Raw genomic sequence first — 19,916 nt, 5'->3', positions numbered from 1 at the left:
CCGTGGCTCGCAGGTCACAGAATCGGCGCCGGCCCACCGACCCTGAGATCAAAAACCAAGATCAAGCAGCGGTACGGCCGCGGCCGCGACCCGCGACCGCCGCGGTCACCGGCGACCCGTGGTGCCGGGGAGCGTGCGGCTCGTGCGTCGCGCCACGGGTGCGGCGGAACCACCTGGTTCTGGTCTTGCGGCCACGGATCGTGCAGGGAGGAGCGCCAGCGACGATCGGTGCCCGCGGGAGCATGCGGAACCCGCGCCGCCGGAAGCGGGCATATCAAGAATGAGAACCGCAGCGAAAAGGCGGACCTCCGTCGCCGGAGACCCGCCTTTCATCGCGTTTCGTGCGCTCAGTCCTCGGTGCTCTCAGCGCCCTCGGCACCGGCACCGCGACCGCCCCGGCCACCCCGGCGGCGACGCCGGCGCTTGGGCCCGTCGCCGGACGCCTCGGCGGGATCGCCGTCACTCTCCCGGGACTCGGGCACCTCGGCCGTGGTGACCTCGGCGGCCACCGCGGCGCCCTCGCCGGACACGGCCTCGCCGGCCCGCCGGCGGCGGCGACGCGGCTTCGCCGGTGCCTCGCCCTCCGCGGTCTCGGTCACGGTCGGCGTCTCGGTGTCGCCACCGTCGACCGGCTCGACGCGCCGTGTGCGCTTGCGGGTGCGCGGCGTGCGCTGCGCCGGAGCGGCTGCCCGGTCAGCGCCGCGACCTTCGCCGCGGCGGCCGGAACGACGCGGGCGGGTGCTGCCCAGGTCCTCCTCGATCTCGGCGGCGAGCCCGGCCCGGGTGCGGTCCGCGGACGGCAGCGCGGCCGCTACGTCGGTCGGGATGTCCAGGTCCGTGTAGAGGTACGGCGAGGTGTGGTAGGTCTCCGGGGGTTCCCGCATGTCCAGCCCGATCGACTTGTCGATCAGGTGCCAGCGCGGCATGTCCTCCCAGTCCACGAACGTGACCGCGACGCCGGTTGCGCCGGCCCGGCCGGTCCGGCCGATGCGGTGCGTGTACGTGTCCGGGTCCTCCGGGCAGTCGTAGTTGATCACGTGGGTGACGCCGGAGACGTCCAGCCCGCGGGCCGCGACGTCGGTGGCGACCAGCACGTCGATCTTGCCCGCCCGGAACGCCCGCAGCGCCCGCTCGCGCGCGCCCTGGCCCAGGTCACCGTGGACCGCCGCGACCGCGAAGCCGCGGAAGTCGAGGTCCTCGGAGAGCCGGTCGGCCGCTCGCTTGGTACGCGTGAAGATCATCGTGAGACCGCGGCCGCGCGCCTGGAGGATGCGGGCCACCATCTCGATCTTGTTCATCGGGTGCGTTCGGTACGCTACCTGCAACGTCTGCGGCGACGGCCCGGTCTCCACGGTGTGGCCCGCGTGCACGGTCACCGGGTGTCGCAGGAAGCGGCGGGCGAGCGTGACGATCGGGTCCGGCATGGTGGCGGAGAACAGCATGGTCTGCCGGTCCTCCGGCAGCATGGCGAGGATCTTCTCCACGTCGTCCAGGAAGCCGAGGTCGAGCATGCGGTCGGCCTCGTCCAGCACCAGCGCGCGGATCCGGTCCAGCCGCAGCTTCTTCTGCTTCGCCAGGTCCATCAGGCGGCCCGGCGTGCCGACCAGGATCTCCACGCCGGTCTTCAGCGCGTCGGTCTGCTGCTCGTAGGCCACGCCGCCGTAGATCGGCAGCACCCGCACGCCGCGGGTCTTGCCGGCCATCGCCAGGTCCTTCGCCACCTGGAGGCCCAGCTCGCGGGTCGGGACCACGACGAGCGCCTGCGGCAGCCCGTCGCCGCCCTCGGCCGGTGCGAACACGCGGTCGACCAGTGGGAGGCCGAACGCGAAGGTCTTGCCGGTGCCGGTCGGCGCCTGGCCGATCATGTCGGAGCCGCGCAGCGCGATGGGCAGCGCGTACTCCTGGATGGCGAACGCGCGCTCGATGCCGGCGGCGGCCAACGCGGCGACGGTCTCGTCGCGCACGCCGAGCTCGGCGAAGGTGGGCTTGTCGCTGACGGCCGGGGCTCGGGTGGGAGCGTTCTCCTGCTCTTCGATGTCGTTCATAAAGTTTTGGGGGTGCCCTCTCGTGGTGCGCCCCGCTTCGTTCGAGGGCGCGTGTGGGTCGAGGCGCGGGCCGCGCGCGGTCGTCCGGAGACGGCCGCGGGCCCGCACGCCGTCGCAGGGCTTGGGTTCATCAGCCGACGTGTCTCGTACGACACGGGGCTCGGGCCGTTGTGGCGGCGAGAGCCTCACGTCTCGTGCGGCATCACGTGCGGAGCGATGAAATCGATACCTGCGCCTGATCTGGTGCCAGCATACCCGACCAGCATGAACGGCACCTCAGCTGGAATATCTCGATTCGGCTGGGGTGCGCGTGAGTGGCGTGGGTCACAACTGGCATCGGCTCCGCTGGTCACCGCGGTGCACTGCCGCGTTCAGCGTTGAGCGGTAGCCTGCGCTCGTGTCCGGTGACGATTCACGATCGCAAGATCTCCGCGCTCCCGTGGTGGAGCTGCTCGGCCTGGTCGCGTTCGGCGAGCTGATCGCGTTCGAGCGGATGGCGCGGGACGCCGCGCTCGCCCCCGACCTGCGGCGGCGCGCGGTGCTCGGCGAGATGGCCGCGGTGGAGGTGGACGGCTACCAGCGGGTCGCGGCCCGGCTCGCGGCGCACGGCGTGGACCCGCAGGCCGCGATGGCGCCGTACGTGCGCCCGGTCGAGGAATACCACGACGCCACCGAGCCGAAGGACTGGCTGGAGGCGCTGACCAAGGTCTACGTCGGCGACGGCATCGCGGACGACTTCCTGGCCGAGGTGGCCGCGCTGCTCGACGCGCCCGACGGCGACCTGGTGCGGCAGGTGCTGCACGACGGCCGGTATGCCGCGTTCGCCGAGGCGGAGCTGCGGGCCGCGATCGAGGCGGACCCCAAGGTCGCGAACCGGCTCTCCATGTGGGCGCGGCGGCTGGTCGGCGAGACGCTCTCGCACGCGCAGCGGGTCGCGGCCGAGCGGGCGTCGCTGACCGAGCTGATCGTCACCGGCGCCGGGCGCGAGGACGGCGTGCAGAAGCTCTTCCAGCGGCTCACCACGGCGCACTCGGCCCGGATGAACGCGCTCGACCTGAACAACTGAGCCGCCGGGGTCTCACGGCCCCGGCGGCCCGGTCACATCCGTCGTGGCTCAGCGGGCGGTGAAGCCGACCGAGCGCTGGCTCGCCTCCGCGATCTCCACGTAGGCGACCTTCGTCACCGGGACAATGACCTTGCGGCCCTTCTCGTCGGTGAGGGTGAGGACGCCGTCGCCGTTGATCGCCTCGGTCACGACCTTTTCGACCTCGTCCGGCGTCTGTCCGCTCTCCAGCACGAGCTCGCGCGGCGCGTACTGGACGCCGATCTTGACCTCCACGGGTCCTCCTCATGGGACGAAGATGTTCCGTTTCGAAGGCTAGCCGATCCGGGGCGCCGATCGGCAGCTCAACCGCCGTGCTCGCGCACAGCTGAATTAGTCACCTTGCAGTGGGAAGCTCGCGATCCCGCGCCAGAGCAGCGCGGTCAGCAGCGACTCGGCCTCCTGCTTGGGGATCTGACGGCCGTTGGCCAGCCAGAACTGCGCGGCGGTCTCCGCGGCGCCGACCAGGCCGGAGGCGAGCAGCTCGGCGTGCGCCCGGTCGACACCGGTGTCCGAGATGATGGTGTCGGTCAACGCCGCGATGCAGCCCTTCTCGACCCGTTCCACCCGCTCCCGCACGGCCGGTTCGTTGCGCAGGTCCGACGCGAAGACCAGGCGGAACGCCTCGCTCTCGTGGTCGACGAAGTCGAAGTACGCGGTGACGGCACCGCGGACGCGCTCCTTGTTGTCCGGCGTGGCCTGCATCGCGGCCTGGACCTTTGCGACGATCGCCTCGCAGTGCGTGTCCAGCAGTGCCAGGTAGAGCTCGAGCTTGCCCGGGAAGTGCTGGTAGAGAACCGGCTTGGAGACGCCGGCACGCTCCGCGATGTCATCCATCGCGGCCGCGTGGTAACCCTGCGCGACGAAGACCTGCTGCGCCGCGGCGAGCAACTGCTTGCGGCGCGCGGAGCGCGGCAGACGCGTCGGCCGTCCCGCCGTTTGAGCGCCCCCCGACGCTGCGGTCATGGATCTACCTCCTCGCTGCGGGCGGACTGTGCACCGCTCGCGCCATGGGCTCAAGTATCCGACGCGACGTGGTTTCCACCACCGTCCCCCGCCCGGTCGCCGAATTAGCCCGACGTAGCAACTTATCGCTGCTGTCAGCACACGGTAGCCTCAGCGGGGGCGACGGAGGAGCGCACGGTGGACGAATCGAGGGAAGCGGACGACGCCACGCCGGGTGAAAACCATAACGGTGCGGCTCCGCGTGACGACCGCGCCCGGCCGAACGGCTGGGCGCCGGTCGATTCCGCATGGTCGAACGCTGGTCCCTCGCACGAGCCGGAGCCCATGCCCCCGGCCTGGCGTCGGCCGAACGACCGCGACGCGTCCTCATGGATCGACCCGCAGGCCCGATATGCAGACCTGATGGCGCAACTGTCGCCGTCCCCGCCGGCCGCCACCGGCCGGTCCCAGCGTCGGCCGGTCAACGGCCATGATCACGAGGAGCACCCGGTAGAGCCGCAATCTCCGCTGCCAGCCGCTCAGGTGCCGGCCAGCGCGCCCCCGTACCCGTACGAAGGTGACCTGGAGGACGCAGGTCTCCTCCCGCGCCCGACCTACCCGGGCGAGCCGACCGAGTCCGAGATCACACCGCGTGACTCGTGGCACTCGCCGGGCGAGCCCGCGTGGAATCGCGAGCCGGAGACCCCGCCGGGGCGGTACAGCGGGCCCCGCCCGGTGAGCGGGCCGCGGCCGGTCGAGCCGCTGCGCCCGATGGGTGCGCCGCGCGCGGACGAGCCGCGCACCGGCCGTCGTGGCGACAGCCCGGCCGGCGGACTGCGCGCGATCGACGGCGGTCTGTCCCGTGAGGGTCGCGAGCCGTCCCGGGCCGATCTGACGGACACCGAGGTGAACGGGCCGCGCCTGATCGACTCGCCGGAGGGGCTGCCCACCCGCCAGGGGCGCGACCGGATCAGCGAGGCCGGTGGCCGCCTGCTGGAGGGTCTGCGCCGCCGCTCGCCGGAGTTCGGCCGCGGGTTCGGCCGGGACCGCGCCGAGTCACCGGCCGACGCGCCCGCCGCGCCGGAGGAGCCGCCGGCCCCGCCGGCCTACGAGCCGCGCCGGTCCAGCGAGAGCCGTTCGCCGGAGACGGACGACGAGCTGCCGCCGCGCCGCTCGTCCCGCGCGGGCGAGGAGGGGCCGGAGCCGCGCGTGGCCGGCCGGCGCGAGTTCCGTCCGCTGGACCTGGACAGCAGGCGTGCCGACGCGCCCGAGGAGGGCCGCCGGCGCGCGATACCCGACCCGGCGGACGAGCCGACGTTCCGCCAGTCCGGGTACGCCGGGGGCTTCCCGTCGTACCCGCCGCCGCCCCCCGGCCTGCTGCCGCCGGGCCGCGACGAGTTCGACGACTTCGGCCGGGCGCCGGAGGCGCTGCCCAAGCGCGTGCCGTCCGACGACGTGCCCCAGATACCCGCGGCGCCGATAGCCGGCCCGCCCGCCGCCGACACGCCCGACCTGGCCCGGATCCGGGACAGCCTGCGCCGGGAGGACCCGGCACCGGAGCGGGACCGGCCGGACGGGTTCGACGTGGACGCGATCCAGGCCGCGGTGCGCGAGGTGGCCGGCGTACGGCACGCGACCGTGCACATCACCGAGAGCGGCGCGCACAAGCTGCGGCTGGACCTGACGGACGGTGCCGACCCGGCCGAGGTCTCCCGGATGGTGGCGCGGCTGCTGCAGGAGCGCATGGGCCTGGCCGCGTCCTCCCAGGAGGGCCTGCCGATCGGCGCGGAGGCGCCGATCCCGGCGTCGGTCACGCCGATCCGCCCGGCCGCGGAGCCACCGGCCGAGGCGCCGTCCCGGCCGCAGAGCCGCAGCGGCGTCAGCTACCTGCCGCGGCCGGCCGCCGCGCCGAAGCCCGAACCGTCCGCCGCGTCCGCGCACGTGCCGATCCAGCCGGGCGTCCGGCCGGTGCCGAGCCAGCCCGCACCCGCGGTGCCGGCGCAGCCCGCGCCGGTGGACGAGCCGGCCCGGCGACGCCGGGTGGCACCGCCCGCGGAAAGCCTGCCGATCGAGCCGGCCGCCGCCACCGACGAGACCGGTGAGCAGCTGGCGACCGGTTACCTGCCCGGCCAGCCGACCGCGGCCGTGGTCGGCCCGCCCGCGCTCGACCCGGGTGGCCGTCCCGGCCCGCGCGTGCTGATCGAGCACGTGCAGACCCGCACGTTCGGCCTGGACGTGACCGTGGAGGTGGAGCTGGCGGTCGGCGAGCAGGTCGCTACCGGCGTCGCCACGGGCCCGGCCGTCGACGGCTACGTGCTGCGCCTCTGCGCGGTCGCGGCCGCCTCCGCCGTGGACGAGCTCCTGCGCTCCGACGAGAAGGGCGAGGAGCCCGGCCGCTGTTACGTCGAGCACGCAGCGGTGGTCCCGTTCGGCACCACCGAGGTCGCGCTGGTCGTGCTGCTGCTGGCCTGCGACGGCTGGGTGGAGCAGCTCAGCGGCTCGGCCGTGGTCGGCAACGACCGGCGGCAGGCCGTGGTGCGCGCCACGCTCGCGGCCGTCAACCGCCGGCTGGAGGGCCTGCTGCCGTCCTGACCCGGCCGGACGGACGGTGCGAAACCACCTTCTCGGGCGGGTTACGCCGTTTCCGGCCGCGGTTGGTGGCAATCTTGAAGGGCGATGGCTACTCCGGGTAACCGACTCTATCCCCTGAGTGCCGCCAGTGGCCGTACCGCCGAGGAACGCGCGGCCGCCGCGGCGGCGATCCGGCGTGTCCGCCTCGACCCGGACGAGCGCCGGCGCCAGCGGCGGGCGAACTTCGGGCTGCCCGCCGCGCCGATGTCCCGGTCGCTGGCCGTCACCCGTGCCGAGGGCCGGTCCGGGCGGCCGCGCCGCGACGCCGGCTCGGTCCGCATACCGGGCCCGGCCCGGGCACCGGCTCCGGCCGAGCCGATCCGCCGGTTGCGGCGCAAACGGCGGCGTACCGGCGTGGTCGCCCTGTTGCTGGCCGCGGCCGCGCTGGTCGGGGTGGACCTCGCACGAGGGCCGGACTACCGCCCGGTCAGCGCGCCCGGCGGCGAGGCCGGGCCGGTCGCGTCGGGGGAGCCGCCGACCCGCTCGGTCGACCCGCCCCGCCCCGCGTCGCCCGCTCCGAGGCCGACTCCGTCCGTGAAGACGCCGATCGTGCCGAAGACGCCGGTGGCGACCCGGTCGGTCGCCCCGCCGCCGCCCGGTGGCGAGACGGTGATGCCGGAGAAGGCCACCACGTTCGCGCAGCAGGGCACCGGCACGTTCGGCCACGCCACCGGGCCCGGTCCGGTGCTCGGCCGGGCCGGGATGCTGCGCCGGTTCCGCGTGGCGGCGGAGGGCGGCACCGGCGTACCGGTGGACGCGTTCGCGACCGAGGTGGACCGGATCCTCGGCGACCGGCGCAGTTGGACCGCGTCCGGGCAGTTCCGCCTGCAGCGGGTGGCGCAGGGCCAGAACGCGGAGTTCGTCATCTACCTCGCCACGCCGAAGACCAGCGAGAAGATGTGCGCGGCGGGCGGGCTGGCCACGTCCGCCTACACGTCCTGTCGGCTGTCCGGCAAGGTCATCATCAACGCCGCGCGCTGGCACACCGCGATCCCGGACTACGACGCGCCGATCGCCGACTATCGGGCGTACGCGATCAACCATGAGACCGGTCACCAGTTCGGGCACGGGCACGAGGCCTGTCCCGGGCCGGGCTCGCCGGCGCCGGTGATGCAGCAGCAGACGTACGGCCTGCGCGGTTGCCTCGCCAACGCCTGGCCGTATCTCGCCGGCCGCCGTTACCAGGGCAAGGCAGTGAGATGAACTATTCCCTTGTCCCGCAGTGCGGGCGCGTGTCGCTTCTCATGGCGTGTCCCGTTACGGCCGAGCAACAATGGCGTCCGTATACCCAATCGATCCGGGGAGTCATATCGTGGCCCTACCCCCGCTCGTCGAGCCCGCCGCCGAGCTGACCGTCGACGAGATCCGTCGCTATTCCCGCCACCTGATCATCCCGGACGTCGGGGTCGAGGGGCAGAAGCGGCTCAAGAACGCCAAGGTCCTCTGTGTGGGCGCGGGCGGCCTGGGCTCCCCGGCGCTGATGTACCTCGCCGCCGCCGGCGTCGGCACGCTGGGCATCGTCGACTTCGACACGGTGGACGAGTCCAATCTGCAGCGCCAGATCATCCACGGCCAGTCCGACATCGGTAGGCCGAAGGCGGAGTCCGCGGCCGCGTCCGTGCGCGAGATCAACCCGTACGTGAACGTGCAGATCCACAACACGTCGCTGGACAACGACAACGTGTTCGAGATCTTCGGGCAGTACGACCTGATCGTCGACGGCACCGACAACTTCGCCACCCGTTACCTGGTGAACGACGCGTGCGTGCTGCTCGGCAAGCCGTACGTGTGGGGTTCGATCTACCGCTTCGACGGCCAGGTCAGCGTGTTCTGGGACCAGTACGGGCCCAACTACCGCGACCTCTACCCGGAGCCCCCGCCGCCCGGCATGGTCCCGTCCTGCGCCGAGGGCGGCGTGCTCGGCGTGCTCTGCGCGTCGATCGGCGCGGTCCAGGTCACCGAGGCGATCAAGCTGATCACCGGCATCGGCGACCCGCTGCTCGGCCGCCTGATGGTCTACGACGCGCTGGAGATGTCGTACCGCACCATCAAGATCCGCAAGGACCCGAACGCGGAGCCGATCACCGGCCTGATCGACTACGACGACTTCTGCGGCGCGGTCTCCGAGGAGGCGCAGGAGGCCACGCTCGGCTCCACCATCACGGTCAACGAGCTCAAGGAGTGGCAGGACGCCGGCAAGGACTTCTTCCTGGTCGACGTGCGTGAGCCCGCGGAGTACGAGATCGTCCGCATCCCCGGCTCCACGCTCATCCCCAAGGGCGACATCCTGAACGGCGAGGCGCTGTCCAAGCTGCCGCAGGACAAGCAGATCGTGCTGCACTGCAAGTCCGGCGTGCGCTCGGCCGAGGCGCTGGCCGCGGTCAAGGCGGCCGGCTTCACGGACGCGGTGCACGTGCAGGGCGGCGTGGTGTCCTGGGTCAAGAACATCGACCCGTCGCTGCCGGAGTACTAGGCCTTCACGCAAAATGCCCGCTTCCTCCCGGAGGCGGGCATTTTGCTTGCCCTTAAGACGAGATCCCCCTCACGGATAGTTGATCTAGCCTGACTCGCCGAGAGCAGAACCCGGTTTCCGGGGGTAGCCTGGCGCGGTGGTCGACATGGATGCCGCGATAGGCTTCGTGGTTGCCCGAGGCGATCAGGTGGATCGAGCCCGGCTCTCCTACCTGCGCACCGGTGCAGCCGCGCCCGATGACGCGATCTCCCGTACCGAGATGGGCCAGGCCCCCGACGGCGGCTGGCCGGCCCAGTGGGGCGGCGAGATCGCGTCCATCGACGCCACCTGCTTCCGCCTCACCGAACTCGACGACCTCGGCGCGCTCGGCCGCCCCGCGGGCCGCAAGGCGCTCGACTGGCTCGCCGGCCGCCAGCGCCCGGACGGCACCTGGGAGGAGGACGCCTCCTACGCGCACACCGCCCCGCCCTGGGCCCGCCCCGGCGACCCCGAGGCACGGTTGCACCTGACCGCGCTGGCCGCCTACTGGCTGATCATCGGCGGCGGCCAGGCCTCCGCCGAGAGCGGCCACTTCGACCCCCGCCTCGGCGGCGCCTACGCCGGTGTCGCCCGCTCCGCCGCCCAGGCCATCGCCGGCTCCCTACGCCCCGACGGCAGCTGGCCCTCCTACCTGATCACCGGCGCCCTCGGCGCCGCCGTCCTCTACCGGCAGGACATGTTCTACGAGTCCGCCCGCATGCAGCTCATCCTCGCCGATCGCCTGCCGAAACTCAGCCCCGGCGACACCGCCTACCTCGCCGCCTCGCTTCGCCGCGCCGGCGTCCCCGGCAACGATCCCCTGCCCAAGGCCGCCCGCCAGCGCCTCGGCGAAACGCAGCGCCCCGACGGCGGCTGGCCCAGCGACGACGGCAACGCCTTCGACGTCCACACCACCCTCCTCGCCATCCGCGCCACCCACCCCTGACCCGGCCCACCCAGACCCCGATCTTCCCGCTTCCGGCGTGGCACGGCCCGCATGCTCGGAGCGGGCAAACCGCGCGGAGGCCTCCGGCCCCGCCGGCGCTCCGCTCCAGCCGCCGCGTCGCAGCCGGCCCCGCCGTTGCCAACCACGAATCCCCGGCCGCCGCGTCGCAGCCGGGTCCGCCGTTCGGAGCGGCCTATATGCCGCGTCGCAGCCGGTTCCGTTGTTGGTGGCGGCAAATCCGCAGCCGCCGCGTCGCGGCCGGTGGCGCCGTTGGTGGCGGCGATTTCGCGAGCGTCGCGGCCGGTCGCGTCGTTGGTGGCGAGGAATTCGCGGCTACTGCGGCCGGCAGGCCCATGACGCGACATCGGTCGGGCACTCCGCGCCTTTCGGGACGCGACTGGCTGGCGGTCTTTGCGCCTCGCCTCCCGATCTGCAGACGTCGTGTCGCCGCCCGGACCCTGCGTGCGTTGTCCGCATGCGGCAGTCGGCGGGGGCCGTGGTTGTCGAGATGGCCGTCCGGGAACTTCGTGCCCGGAATTCACGATATTTCGTCGAGAGCAACATGAATCGCGCTCGCCGCTGTTGCTGTCGCTGTCAGGTGCTGCCGGCCACGCATAGCCCGCTGAGTGGCCGCGCAGGAAAGCGGGCGCCATACCCGACGGCCTTATGGCGAAATTTCGGGCACGGGGTGCCCGGGTCTGCGCCTCGATCGCTTCGGCTGACACCGGTTGCGACAGGCAGTGCCATGTCACGGCGAAGCTTCGCGTCCGGCGGGCCGATCTCCGACGAACCCCAAGCAGACAAGCCCGCGTAGCCGGGCGATGCCGGCGTCGATGCTCTTTCCGTTCGGGTAAGCAGAGCTAAGGTGGGCGATTTATCCAGATAAGCAGAGCAAAGCGGTGCGGAACGATGGGGCGTGTTGGGCGATTTGTCGAGGTAAGCAGAGCAAGGCTTCGCGGGACGAGGGCGTCGCGGGACGAGGGCGGCCCGGTGGGCGATTTGTCGAGGTAAGCAGAGCAAAGCGGCGCCGAACGAGGGTGGCCCGGTGGGTGATCTGTCCGGGTAAGCAGAGCAAAGGTCAGAGGAACGCGGCGGTGCCGCCGCGGCGGGGGTCGGCGGCGGCGCCGGATCGGCCGATGGCGGAGGCGCCGCCGAAGTAGTGGCTGATCTGGTCCCATCGGGTGACCGGGAAGCCGGCGGCCTCCATCGCGGTCAGTTCGTCGTCCGGGACGCCGCCCTCGGCGTGGACCTCGTCGCCGACCACGTGGAAGCGCGGGCGGGCGATCGCGGCCGGCATGTCCAGGCCGTCGATCAGGGTGGCGATCAGTGTGTGGATCAGCGCGGTGCGGATTCGGGAGGCGCCGGCGGAGCCGCCGGCCAGCACCAGGGCGCCGTCGTCGTCCAGGACCACCAGCGGGCACATCATCGAGGACATCCGGTCGCCGGGGGCCGGGTCCGCGGTGATCAGTTCGGCTTCGCCGAGCATGGAGTTGAGGTGGACGCCGAGGCCGGGGAGCCAGACGCCGGCGCCGAGGCCGAGTGTGGTGGTGATGACGCAGGCGTTGCCGTGTGCGTCGACGGCGGCGACGTTCGTGGTGTCGCCGAGGCGCTGCGGGGTGCGGTCGGCCAGGGCGCGGGCGACGGCCACGGAGCGGGCGGGGCGGGGCAGCGCGGCGAGGTCGGCGGGGAGCGTGCCGATCGTGGCGATCAGCGCGTTCAGGTCCTGGCGGGCCAGCACCCGACGGCCGGCCAGGGGTGCCTCGTGGACCGGCAGTTCCCGTACCCGGTAGGCGGCGAGGTCGGCCGGGCCGAGTGCACCGCCGGTGGCGCGGACCGCGTCGACCATCAGCTTGGCGAGCCGGCCGGTGTAGAAGCCGGCCGGGCCCTCGTCGGCGAGTTCGGTCATCGCGGCCTCCAAGCCGGGGTGGAAGAGGCGTTCACCGGCGGCCAGGTAGCGGCCCCCGGGACGGTAGACGGCCGCACCGTCCCCGTAGGACAGCGCGGGGCCGATGCCGATCAGCGTCTGCGCGTGCTCCGCGGGCAGCAGCACGCCGGTGCGGGCCAGCAGCATCGCCGGTTCGACCACGCGGGACCAGGGCAGCGTGCCCCAGCGGCGGTGCACCTCGCCGGCACCGGCGGGGACGCCGGGGACCGCGACGCTGGCACCGCCGATCGAGTACGTGACCGGAACCGCGCCGAACGCGACCTCGGCCGGCATCATCGCGCCGGGTGTGACGTCGCCGTCCAGGCCGGGTACGGCGCAGAAGAAATCGAGGCAGGTCACGGCGCGGGTGGCGGCGTCGTACCAGATCGCGAACCCACCGCCGCACAGGCCGGTGAAGATACTCTCGGTCGCGGCGCTGGCCAGCACGGCCGCGACCGCTGCGTCGGCCGCGGTACCGCCGGCGGCGAGCGCGCGCAGACCGGCCTCGGCGGTGGCCGGGTGCCCGGCGGCGACGGCGGGCGGTACGGACGTTCGGGCGCTTTGCGTAGTCGTCACCGGCGGCAGCGTAAACGGGTCCATCCGTGATCGGGTGCTGATGGCTGACATCCGCGCCCGATGAGCGAGCTTGCGAGTGAATCTGGCGAGTGTCGCCGGGGGAGCGGAGCAGAGGAGACGGCATGAGTCAGCGTACGGATGAGTCTCTGTCCCGCCGGGTGCACGGGGGCTACGCGCTGGGGTCGCTGGCCACCGGCGCGTTCGGCACCGTACCCGGCCTGCTGCTCCTGCCCTATCTGACCGACACGCTGGGCGTGGCCGCGGGCATGGCCGGCCTGCTGGTGCTGCTGCCCAAGGCCTGGGACGTGGTGATCAATCCGCTCGCCGGGCGAATATCCGACCGGACCCGTACGCGGTGGGGCGCGCGGCGCCCGTACCTTCTGGTGGCGGGGTTGGGTGTGGCTCTGCTCTTCGCCTCGATCTTCGCGGCGCCGTTCGGCCAGCACAGAGGCGCCTACGTGGCCGTCGCGTTCCTGGCGACCGCCACCGCGTACGCGTTCTTCCAGGTCCCCTACGTGGCGATGCCGGCCGAGCTGACCACCGACCCCGCCGAACGGACCCGGTTGATGACCTGGCGGGTCGCGGTGCTGGCGTTGGCCATCCTGGTCTCCGGTGCGCTGGCCCCGCTGGTGGTGGCCGCGGGCGGCGGCGGGGTCCCCGGGCACCGCTGGATGGGGGTTTTCGTCGGCGCGCTGATCGCGGCCGGTGCGGTCGGCGCGTTCCTCGGCACCGCGGGCGCGCCGGTCGGCCGGGCGCGGGAGAGCGAGCCCAGCCTCCGCGCGCAGCTGCGGGTGGCGGCCGGGAACCGCGCGTTCACCCGGTTGCTGATCGTCTTCGTGGTGCAGGCGGTCGGCATCGCCACCGTGCTGGCCGGCGTCAACTACTTCGCGGCGCAGATCCTGGACCGCCCGGACGACGGACCGACGCTGCTGTTCGCCGCGTTCGTCGGCCCGGCGCTGCTGGTCATGCCGCTCTGGCGGCGGGTGGGCGCGCAGGCCGGGAAGACGCGCGCGTTCATGATCGCGTCGCTGCTGTTCGCGGCCGGTGCGCTGGCCCTGCTGGCGGCGCCGGTGCTGCCGCCGGTCGCGGTCTACCTGATCGTGGCCGTGATGGGCGCCGGGTACGCGGGCGAGCAGGTTTTCGCGATGGCGCTGCTGCCGGACCGGATCGCGGACGACGAGGCGCGCACCGGCAAGCGCCAGGCGGGTGTGTTCACCGGACTGTGGACGGCCGGCGAGACGTTCGGCCTGGCGCTCGGGCCGGGCGTGTTCGCGCTGGTGCTGGCGCTGTTCGGCTACGTCTCCTCGGACACCGGGCAGGCCGCGGCGCAAACCGGCACCGCGAAGCTGGGCGTGCTGCTCGGGTTCACCGTGCTGCCCGCGCTGCTGGTGGCGCTGCCGTTGCCGCTTATGCCATCTCCTTCGCTTCGCTCCGCCGATGGCTTTCGCCGGGCCTGAGCCAGCGGATTCGCTCGCTCATGTGGGCGGGTTCCACCCGAACTCCCGCATCGGCACCCGCTCGCCCGTGAAGATCAGCCCTTCCGCGGCCAGCAGCTCCCGCGCGCGCTGCTCGTGGCCGGGCGGGAGGCGGCCGGCGCTGTTCACCACCCGGTACCAGGGCACCGCGCCGCCGTGCCGCGACATGATCGTGCCGACCAGCCGGGCGGAGGCGCGTCCGGAGCGGTCGTAGAGCGCGTCCGCGATCGCGCCGTACGACATGACCCGGCCCGGTGGGATGCTCTCGACCAGCGTGAGCACGGCCTCGACGTACTCCTCCGGTGTCATGTCGCACCACGATATGGGATCTGCGAAAGGTGTACCGGCCGAGGGCGCGCAGAATGGGCGGGTGCGCGAAGCGGTGACCGGAGCGAAGCGGATCGTGGTCAAGGTGGGGTCGTCCTCGCTCACCACGGCCGCCGGCGGGATCGACGGGGAGCGGGTGTCGTCGCTGGTCGACGCGCTGGCGAAGCTGATCGACGACGGGCGGGAGGTGGTGCTCGTCTCGTCCGGCGCGATCGCGGCCGGGCTCGCCCCGCTCGGCCTGCGCCGCCGGCCGCGTGACCTGGCCACCCAGCAGGCCGCGGCGAGCGTGGGCCAGGGCCTGCTGATCGGGCACTACGCGGCGAGCTTCGCCCGGTTCGGCCGCACGGTCGGGCAGGTGCTGCTGACCGCGGACGACGTGACCCGCCGCGCGCACTACCGCAACGCGTACCGCACGCTCCGGAAGCTTCTGGATCTTGAGGCCGTGCCGATCGTGAACGAGAACGACACGGTCGCCACCGACGAGATCCGCTTCGGCGACAACGACCGGCTGGCCGCGCTGGTCGCCGCGCTGGTCGAGGCGGATCTGCTGGTGCTGTTGTCGGACGTGGACGCGCTCTACACCGGCGACCCGGCCAGGCCGGAGTCCCGGCGGATCGACGAGGTGCGCGGCGACGACGACCTGGCCGGCGTCACGATCGGAAAAACCGGAAAGGCCGGCGTGGGTACGGGCGGGATGGTCACCAAGGTGGAGGCCGCCCGGATCGCCACCGGCGCCGGCATCCCGGTGGTGCTCACCGCCGCACCGCTGGCCACCGCGGCGCTGACCGGCGAGCCGGTCGGCACGTTCTTCCACCGCGAGCCGAGCAAGCCCGCGGCCCGGCTGTTCTGGCTGGCGCACGCGACCACGCCGCGCGGCCGGCTGCACCTGGACCCGGGCGCGGTGCAGGCGATCGTGGTGCGCCGCAAGTCGCTGCTCCCGGCCGGGATCACGGCGGTGGACGGCTCGTTCACGGCCGGTGAGCCGGTCGACCTGGTCGACGCCGGTTCCGGGGTCCCGGTGGCCCGCGGGCTGGTCAACTATGACGCGGTGGAGCTGCCGGTGCTGCTCGGCCGGTCCACGAAGGATCTCGACCCCGATTACCGACGCGAGGTCGTCCACCGCGACGACCTGGTACTGCTCTAGGAAGGGCCTCCCAGAAGATGTCGAGCGTGATCGAGCAGGCGGGACGGGCGCGCACGGCCGCCGCCGCGCTGGCCACCGCGTCCCGCACGGTCAAGGACGCGGCGCTGGTCGCGATGGCGGACGCGCTGGTGGCGCGCACCGCCGAGATCGTCGAGGCGAATGCGAAGGACGTCGAGGTGGGCCGCGCGGCCGGCCTCTCCGACGCGATCATCGACCGGCTGTCGCTGAACCCGGCGCGGGTGGCGGGCATGGCGGACGGGCTGCGGCACATGGCCGGCCTGCCCGACCCGGTCGGCGAGGTGGTCCGCGGCTCCACGCTGCCGAACGGGCTGGAGCTGCGCCAGATCCGGGTGCCGTTCGGCGTGGTCGGCATCATCTACGAGGGCCGGCCGAACGTGACCGCGGACGCGGCCGGCATCTGTCTGAAGTCCGGCAACGCGGCGCTGCTGCGCGGCTCCGGCTCGGCCGCGCACTCGAACGCCGCGATCGTCGCCGTGCTGCGCGACGCGGTCCAGGGCCAGGGACTGCCGGCCGACGCGGTGCAGCTGCTCGACGCCGCCACCCGCGACTCGGTCAAGGAGCTGATGCGGGCGCGCGGCCTGGTCGACGTGCTGATCCCGCGCGGCGGCGCCTCGCTGATCAAGACGGTGGTGGAGGAGTCCACGGTCCCGGTGATCGAGACCGGCGTCGGCAACTGCCACGTGTACGTGGACGCGCACGCGGACCTGGCCAAGGCGCTGGCGATCGCGCTCAACTCGAAGACCCAGCGGCTCTCCACCTGCAACACGGCCGAGTCGCTGCTGGTGCACGCGGCCGTGGCGGACACGTTCCTGCCGTCCGCGCTGGCCGCGTTCGCGGAGGCGGGCGTGACCGTGCACGGCGACCCGCGGGTGCAGGCGTACGACGAGCGCGTGGTGCCCGCGACCGAGGAGGACTACGCCACGGAGTACCTGTCCGCGGACATCGCGGTGGCCGTGGTGGAGTCGCTGGACGCGGCGATCGCGCACATCGGGCGTTACTCGACCGGGCACACCGAGGCGATCGTGACCGACTCGGTGGTCGCGTCGCGGGAGTTCGTGGCGCGGGTCGACGCGGCCGCGATCATGGTCAACGCGTCGACCCGGTTCACCGACGGCGGCGAGTTCGGCTTCGGCGCGGAGATCGGCATCTCCACCCAGAAGCTGCACGCGCGCGGCCCGATGGGGTTGCCGGAGCTGACGTCGACGAAGTATGTCGTCACCGGCGATGCGCATTTGCGCTCTTGATAAGCGCCGCGCACCTGCGAAGCTGATCTCGTGTCCCTTGATGCGCTGCCGGAGGACGGGGTTCCGGCCGAGACGATCCTGGCCGAGTTGGGTGCGCTGCGTGCGGGTGACCTGCCGACGCACGGCGGGCGGCTGTTCGCGTACGTCTACGACCCCGCGATCGAAGGCCTGGACGCGCTGACCGCGAGCGCGCACGCGCTCGCGGCGCACGTCAACGGCCTCGACCCGACCGCGTTCCCGTCGCTGCTGGCCGTGGAGAACGCGCTGACCGGTGCCGCCGCCCGGCTGCTCGGCGGCGGCCCGGCCACGGTCGGCACGGTCACCGGCGGCGGCACCGAGTCGCTGATCCTGGCCGTGCAGGCGGCCCGGGACGCGCGCCCGGACGTCGCGCACCCGCGGCTGGTGGTGCCGGAGACCGCGCACGCCGCGTTCCTGAAGGCCGCGCACCTGCTGCGGGTGGCGGTGGACCGGGTGCCGGTCGATCCGGTCACGCTGAAGGCCGATCCGAAAGCCACGACAAAAGCGATAGGACCCGACACGGTACTGGTGGCGTGCTCGGCGCCGTCCTACGCGCACGGCGTGGTCGACCCGGTGAGCGAGATCGCGGCGATCGCGGCGGCGGCCGGCACACGGTGCCACGTGGACGCCTGCTTCGGTGGCTGGACGCTGCCCTACCTGCGCCGGCTGGGCCTGCCGGTCCCGCCGTTCGACCTCTCCGTTCCGGGAGTCACGTCGATCTCGGTGGACCTGCACAAGTACGCGTACGCGCCGAAGGGTGTCTCCGTGCTGCTGCACGCGGACGCTGCGCTGCGCCGCCCGCAGTATTTCGCGTCCGCGGACTGGCCCGGCTACACGATGCTGAACGCCGGCCTCGCCTCCACCCGCTCCGGCGGCCCGATCGCGGCCGCGTACGCCACGCTGCGGCATCTCGGCGAGTCCGGTTACCGCCGGCTGACCGCCCGCACGCTCGGCGCGGTCCGCACGCTGGCCGCAGCCGTGGACGCGGTCGACGGACTGCGCCCGCTCGTCCCGCCGGAGACCACCGTGGTCTGTTTGACCTCGGACGACCCCGGCCTGGACGTGTTCGTGCTGGCGGACGAGCTGGCCACACGCGGCTGGCACACCCAGCCCCAGATGGCGTACGGCCACCTCCCGCCGACGCTGCACCTGACGGTCACCGCCGCGGTCGCGCCGACCGCCGGGGAGTTCGGGCCCGCGCTCGCCGCGGCGGCCGCGGCGGCCCGCGCGCACGGCCCGGTGGTGCTCCCGGACGGCCTGGCCGCGACGGCGGCCGCGCTGACGCCGGAGACGCTCACGCCGGAGCTGGTCGCTGGCCTGGCCGAGTCGCTCGGCGTGACCGGCGGGGGAGCGCCCGGCGCGACGGTGAACACGCTGCTGAACGTGGCACCACCGCGACTCCGGGAACAGTTCTTGATCGAATTCCTGAGTCTGTTGCAGCGTCCCGCCGTACCGGCGAAGAATTGATCTTGCCATTCTGAGGTGTATTGCGCCTCGCGCCGGGAATTCTCCTCTGGGCTGCGCGGATGGGAACACGCGTCACAGAAAATTGCGGCATCGGGGGCTGGCGCACAAAGGGCGAGTTGTGGTTAGGCTAGCCTTAGTTCCATTCTTCGATTCGGGAGGCCTGGCATGCCTGAGCCCCGGCGCACGCCGCAGGCGCGGACCGCGCGCGTGACCCGCACCGAGCGGATCACACCGCACATGATCCGCGTCTGGCTCACCGGCGACGAGCTGGCCGGTTTCGGTGCCGGTGAGTTCTCCGACCACTACGTGAAGCTGTGCTTCCCGCAGGACGGCGTCGACTACCCGGACCCGCTGGACATGGCCGCGGTCCGCCGTGACATGCCCCGCGAGCTGTGGCCCCGCGTCCGGACGTACACGGTGCGCTCCTGGAACCCGGCCACGCTGGAACTGGCGATCGACTTCGTGCACCACGGTGACGAGGGCATCGCCGGCCCGTGGGCCGACCGCGCACGCCCCGGCGACACGCTCACCATGCTCGGCCCTGGCGGCGCCTACCTGCCCGACCCGGCCGCCGGCTGGCACCTGCTGATCGGCGACGAGAGCGCGCTGCCGGCCATCGGCGCGTCGCTGGAACGGCTCCCGCTCGGCGCCCAGGCTCGCGTGTTCATCGAGGTCAGCGGCCTTGAGGAGGAGCAGAAGCTGCCCACCGACGGGCTCGCCGAGATCATCTGGGTGCACCGCGGCGACGCCGTGGTCGGCGCGAAGCTGATCGAGACCGTGCGCGCGGCCGTCCCGGCGTTCCCGGCCGGCGACCTGCAGGCGTTCGTGCACGGCGAGGCGAACTTCGTGAAGGAGTTCCGTCGGCTTCTCAAGCTTGAGCTGGGCGTACCCATGAACCGGCTCTCCATCTCGGGTTACTGGCGCCGCGGCGCGGACGAGGACGGCTGGCAGTCGTCCAAGGCCGAGTGGAACCGGCGGGTCGAGGAGGAAGAAGCCGCGCTCGTCGCCCGCTGACCGGTCTAGAGTGCCTGTGTGACCGGTTTCCCGCAGGTCCTCGGCGAGCCCATCAAGTTCGTGCTGAACTGGGGGCGGCGCTACTCACTCTGGGTGTTCAACTTCGGCCTGGCCTGCTGCGCGATCGAGTTCATCGCGGCCAGCATGGGCCGGCACGACTTCATGCGGCTCGGCGTCATCCCGTTCGCGCACAGCCCCCGGCAGGCCGACCTGATGGTCGTCTCCGGCACCGTGACGGACAAGATGGCGCCGGCCATCAAACGCCTCTACGACCAGATGCCCGAGCCGAAGTACGTCATCTCGTTCGGCTCCTGCGCCAACTGCGGCGGCCCGTACTGGGACTCCTACTCCGTCACCAAGGGCGTCGACCAGCTCATCCCGGTCGACGTCTACGTCCCCGGCTGCCCACCCCGCCCCGAGGCCCTGCTGCACGGCATCCTCCGCCTCCAGGAGAAGATCGCCGCGGAGCAGTCCGGCTTCGGCGGCGTCTCCCGCCCGGACCCCCGCGCGCTCACCGCCCCGATCGTCCCGCCGCCGTCCTGACGT

At 72.9% G+C, this 19,916-nt stretch carries 16 protein-coding genes; 11 read left to right on the top strand and 5 right to left on the bottom strand.

What is annotated here, in order from left to right; genetic code table 11:
- Positions 1-347: 347 nt before the first annotated feature.
- Positions 348-2,045 carry a DEAD/DEAH box helicase gene (locus J2S42_RS19435; protein WP_307241140.1) on the bottom strand — a complete coding sequence of 566 codons (1,698 nt, stop codon included), beginning with the start codon at positions 2,043-2,045 and terminating at the stop codon, positions 348-350.
- Between the two features lie 397 nt (positions 2,046-2,442).
- Between J2S42_RS19435 and J2S42_RS19430 the strand changes: the two genes are divergently transcribed.
- On the top strand, positions 2,443-3,111 hold the full coding sequence (locus J2S42_RS19430; RefSeq protein ID WP_307241138.1) for a ferritin-like fold-containing protein: 669 nt from the start codon (positions 2,443-2,445) through the stop codon (positions 3,109-3,111).
- A gap of 48 nt (positions 3,112-3,159) precedes the next feature.
- Here the strand turns inward: J2S42_RS19430 and J2S42_RS19425 are convergent, their stop codons facing one another.
- The gene (locus J2S42_RS19425; RefSeq protein WP_306837461.1) at positions 3,160-3,384 is read right to left on the bottom strand and encodes a DUF3107 domain-containing protein; all 225 of its coding nucleotides are present in this window, start codon (positions 3,382-3,384) and stop codon (positions 3,160-3,162) included.
- A gap of 96 nt (positions 3,385-3,480) precedes the next feature.
- The gene (locus tag J2S42_RS19420) at positions 3,481-4,113 is read right to left on the bottom strand and encodes a TetR/AcrR family transcriptional regulator (protein WP_307241135.1); all 633 of its coding nucleotides are present in this window, start codon (positions 4,111-4,113) and stop codon (positions 3,481-3,483) included.
- A gap of 402 nt (positions 4,114-4,515) precedes the next feature.
- Between J2S42_RS19420 and J2S42_RS19415 the strand changes: the two genes are divergently transcribed.
- The 4 genes from J2S42_RS19415 (at position 4,516) to J2S42_RS19400 (ending at position 10,160) form a co-directional block, all read left to right on the top strand.
- Complete coding sequence (locus tag J2S42_RS19415) at positions 4,516-6,684, top strand: chromosomal replication initiator protein DnaA (RefSeq protein ID WP_307241133.1); 2,169 nt, start codon at positions 4,516-4,518, stop codon at positions 6,682-6,684.
- Between the two features lie 84 nt (positions 6,685-6,768).
- Positions 6,769-7,926 (top strand): DUF3152 domain-containing protein, encoded by a 1,158-nt coding sequence (locus J2S42_RS19410; RefSeq protein WP_307241131.1) that lies wholly within the window; start codon positions 6,769-6,771, stop codon positions 7,924-7,926.
- A 70-nt stretch (positions 7,927-7,996) separates the two neighbouring features.
- Positions 7,997-9,196, top strand: coding sequence for an adenylyltransferase/sulfurtransferase MoeZ (gene moeZ, locus J2S42_RS19405; protein ID WP_307241129.1), 1,200 nt, complete (start codon positions 7,997-7,999; stop codon positions 9,194-9,196).
- A gap of 145 nt (positions 9,197-9,341) precedes the next feature.
- Positions 9,342-10,160, top strand: a complete 819-nt coding sequence (locus tag J2S42_RS19400) for a prenyltransferase/squalene oxidase repeat-containing protein (protein ID WP_307248856.1) — start codon at positions 9,342-9,344, stop codon at positions 10,158-10,160.
- 1,078 nt (positions 10,161-11,238) lie between these two features.
- On the opposite strand, the gene J2S42_RS19395 is transcribed toward J2S42_RS19400, so the two are convergent.
- A complete protein-coding gene (locus tag J2S42_RS19395; protein WP_307241127.1) occupies positions 11,239-12,660 on the bottom strand; it encodes a gamma-glutamyltransferase in 1,422 nt (473 codons plus the stop codon).
- 122 nt (positions 12,661-12,782) lie between these two features.
- Between J2S42_RS19395 and J2S42_RS19390 the strand changes: the two genes are divergently transcribed.
- The gene (locus tag J2S42_RS19390; protein WP_307241125.1) at positions 12,783-14,117 is read left to right on the top strand and encodes an MFS transporter; all 1,335 of its coding nucleotides are present in this window, start codon (positions 12,783-12,785) and stop codon (positions 14,115-14,117) included.
- Positions 14,118-14,135: 18 nt separating this feature from the next.
- Here J2S42_RS19390 and J2S42_RS19385 read toward each other — a convergent pair whose 3' ends face one another.
- A complete protein-coding gene (locus J2S42_RS19385; RefSeq protein WP_307241123.1) occupies positions 14,136-14,444 on the bottom strand; it encodes an MGMT family protein in 309 nt (102 codons plus the stop codon).
- Positions 14,445-14,505: 61 nt separating this feature from the next.
- On the opposite strand from J2S42_RS19385, the gene proB reads away from it, so the two are divergent.
- The 5 genes from proB (at position 14,506) to J2S42_RS19360 (ending at position 19,913) form a co-directional block, all read left to right on the top strand.
- Positions 14,506-15,606 carry a glutamate 5-kinase gene (gene proB / locus J2S42_RS19380; RefSeq protein ID WP_307241121.1) on the top strand — a complete coding sequence of 367 codons (1,101 nt, stop codon included), beginning with the start codon at positions 14,506-14,508 and terminating at the stop codon, positions 15,604-15,606.
- A 17-nt stretch (positions 15,607-15,623) separates the two neighbouring features.
- Entirely contained in the window at positions 15,624-16,871 is a 1,248-nt protein-coding gene (locus tag J2S42_RS19375) for a glutamate-5-semialdehyde dehydrogenase (RefSeq protein WP_307241119.1), read from the top strand.
- 30 nt (positions 16,872-16,901) lie between these two features.
- Complete coding sequence (locus tag J2S42_RS19370) at positions 16,902-18,356, top strand: pyridoxal phosphate-dependent decarboxylase family protein (protein WP_307241117.1); 1,455 nt, start codon at positions 16,902-16,904, stop codon at positions 18,354-18,356.
- A 165-nt stretch (positions 18,357-18,521) separates the two neighbouring features.
- Positions 18,522-19,370, top strand: a complete 849-nt coding sequence (locus J2S42_RS19365) for a siderophore-interacting protein (RefSeq protein ID WP_307241115.1) — start codon at positions 18,522-18,524, stop codon at positions 19,368-19,370.
- Positions 19,371-19,388: 18 nt separating this feature from the next.
- Entirely contained in the window at positions 19,389-19,913 is a 525-nt protein-coding gene (locus J2S42_RS19360) for an NADH-quinone oxidoreductase subunit B (RefSeq protein ID WP_307241113.1), read from the top strand.
- Positions 19,914-19,916: the final 3 nt, after the last annotated feature.

This window comes from Catenuloplanes indicus (assembly GCF_030813715.1).
In the GTDB taxonomy this organism is placed as follows: domain Bacteria; phylum Actinomycetota; class Actinomycetes; order Mycobacteriales; family Micromonosporaceae; genus Catenuloplanes; species Catenuloplanes indicus.
This window is presented reverse-complemented; position numbering and strand designations above follow the sequence as displayed.